We start from the raw sequence: 2,412 nt of genomic DNA, 5'->3' as shown, positions 1-2,412 counted from the left end.
TTTCCCTTCTCGACGCGGCCACGCAATCCGCGATGGGTTTTCTTCGCAAGATCCTTCAGGAAGAGCGCGTTCATCGTCCCCTTGAGGCCGACATGGAGTTCGGAGATTTCTCCTTCGGCGAGCGTGACGATGGTTATGCCGGCAAACTGTAGATGCTTGTAAAGCGTCGCGATGTCGGCCTGATCGCGGGAGATACGATCCAGCGCTTCTGCCAGCAGAAGATCGAACTTCCCCGTCCTCGCATCTTCGAGCAACTGCTGAATGCCCGGGCGTAGTGTCACGCTTGAGCCCGAGATGGCCGCGTCCTTGTAGCTTGCGATCACTCGCCAGCCTTCGCGGGTCGCCTGTTCCCGGCAAATGCGCAGTTGGTCTTCAATCGATGAGGGGTTTTGCCGATCGGTGGAGTAGCGGGCATAAAGGGCAGTGCGGATCATGGAAAAGCTCCCGACAGCGAAAGGCCGTCATGCTCGCATGACACCTGTGACGCTCTGTCCCCCTACGTTTCATCGATCGTGGAGTTCTCTCGGTTTTGAGATGGAGCATTCGCCGCGTTTAACTCGCGGGCGAGCTGACGTCCAAGCAGACGAGCAAGGTAAACCAAGGCGCCCTGGGTTCGGGTTCCCCGCTCATCAGCCGGTTCGGGGAGAGTACCGCTATCCGCGGCAGCCTCCGGGGGGATCAAGGCGCACCCCTGTAGGTTCGCAGCCCGGCAAACGGCTTCTGGTTAGTGCCCGCTCCCGTGCGCTGGTCTATAGTCACGCCCTTCAAACGGAGGCTGACTTCAGCGTCTCGAGGCGCAGGCTTCCCAAAGGCACGGCAGGTGTCGAGTACCTCTCCGAAACGCGCGACAGTGTCCAAACATAGGCGGAGAACGTACATGGGAAACCTGCTTTCGAAGGGGCGATCTTACAGGAATGGGGGGCTGCGAATGAACTTCAAGAGGCTCCAAGGCGAGCTCTTTTCGATGAATATTCCACCGTCGTTCCAAAGCGTACGCAGACGTTTTGAGGGCTTCGAATATATTTTTGGTCAACCGACGAAAGGGATTTCGAAAAGGCTTTCAAGAAGAAAGCGATGTCCGTTCGTGTATGCTCGCCTTTTTATGGGTTGTCCTGATCTGCCCCCTTCTGAGTGGCCCATCGACTATCGTAGTCTGGACCACTCTGACCCTCACCCCAACACTGGTCCGGCCTTGTGAGAAAAGCCGGCTGCAACGGTCGTTCCGTCCTCAGCCTGCTTGAGAATGAACGCGATCTGTTGTTCGCTAAATCTCGACGTTTTCATCTACGGTTTCCCTTGTTCGGCGTTCGCCAAACCTGGACACCTCGAAGAACCGAACAATTTCGGCGTGATGTAGAGGACCGGTTATTAACGAGCACCTGAGCGCTCCTTTTGGCGGCCCGGTCTGCCGATTTTACAAGGTATCCAGGTGTTCCGGCGGCGTTTGCGCGTCATACAGGCGCAATGTGTAGCGCGACAAACAGGATGAGGATACGTGTTGCCTCGCGAAGAAATGTTCCCGAACAACGCGACCGTTGCCTCTGACCTGCCCCCCGAAAGGTCCCTCATTCTGATGTAGAGTCTGCCCACGAGGAAGGAGCAGACGCATGAGGAAGAGCCGTTTCACCGAGGCGCAGATCATCGGGATGATCAAGGAGCAGGAGGCAGGGCTTCCAACGGTCGAGGTTTGCCGGAAGCACGGCCTGAGCACGGCGACCTTTTACAAGCTGAAGGCGAAGTATGGCGGCATGGAGGTTTCCGATGCCCATCGGTTGCGGCAGTTGGAGGACGAGAACGGCAAGCTGAAGCGGCTCCTAGCCGACAGCATGCTGGACAACGCGATACTGAAAGACCTGCTGGGAAAAGGCTGACGACGCCGGGCCAGCGGCGCGACGTGGCGCTCGGTGTGATGCGGGACTACCAGGTCTCGCAGCGCCGGGCCTGCGTGCTGATTGGCGTCGATCCCAAGACGGTCAGGCGCGAACGCCCGCCGGACCACGGAGCGATCCGCGAAGCCATGCGGGAGATTGCAGGGCAGCGCCGTCGGTTCGGCTATCGCCGGATCGGCGTCATGCTGGAGCGCAAGGGCATGAGCATGAACCACAAGAAGCTCTACCGGCTATATCGGGAAGAAGGCTTGTCTGTACGCCGACGGCGCGGCCGCAAGCGCGCCCGGGGCAGTCGGACGCCGGTGCCGGGAGCACTTCGCCCAGGCGACCGCTGGTCGATGGACTTTGTCGCCGATACGTTCGGGGCATCGCGAAAGTTCAGGATTCTGGCGATCAATGATGATTGCTGCCGGGAGAACCTGTGCCTGGCGGCGGACACCAGCATCTCCGGCGCTCGGGTGGCGCGCGAACTGGATGCGCTGGTTCGCCTGCACGGGAAGCCGGCTTGCATTGTCAGTGACAA

At 59.4% G+C, this 2,412-nt stretch carries 1 protein-coding gene and 1 pseudogene; one reads left to right on the top strand and one right to left on the bottom strand.

Features of this window, described 5'->3' with window-relative positions; genetic code table 11:
- The coding region (locus L284_RS46205; RefSeq protein WP_021236247.1) for a recombinase family protein at window positions 1-434 on the bottom strand (434 nt) is incomplete at its 3' end.
- A 1,173-nt stretch (window positions 435-1,607) separates the two neighbouring features.
- On the opposite strand from L284_RS46205, the pseudogene L284_RS48920 reads away from it, so the two are divergent.
- A pseudogene (locus L284_RS48920) lies at window positions 1,608-2,412 on the top strand (transposase); the annotation flags it as partial.

Origin of the sequence: Novosphingobium lindaniclasticum LE124, assembly GCF_000445125.1 — a bacterium.
Classification (GTDB): Bacteria; Pseudomonadota; Alphaproteobacteria; order Sphingomonadales; family Sphingomonadaceae; genus Novosphingobium; species Novosphingobium lindaniclasticum.
The sequence above is the reverse complement of the archived record's forward strand: the minus strand, read 5'-3'. Positions and strand labels throughout refer to the sequence as shown.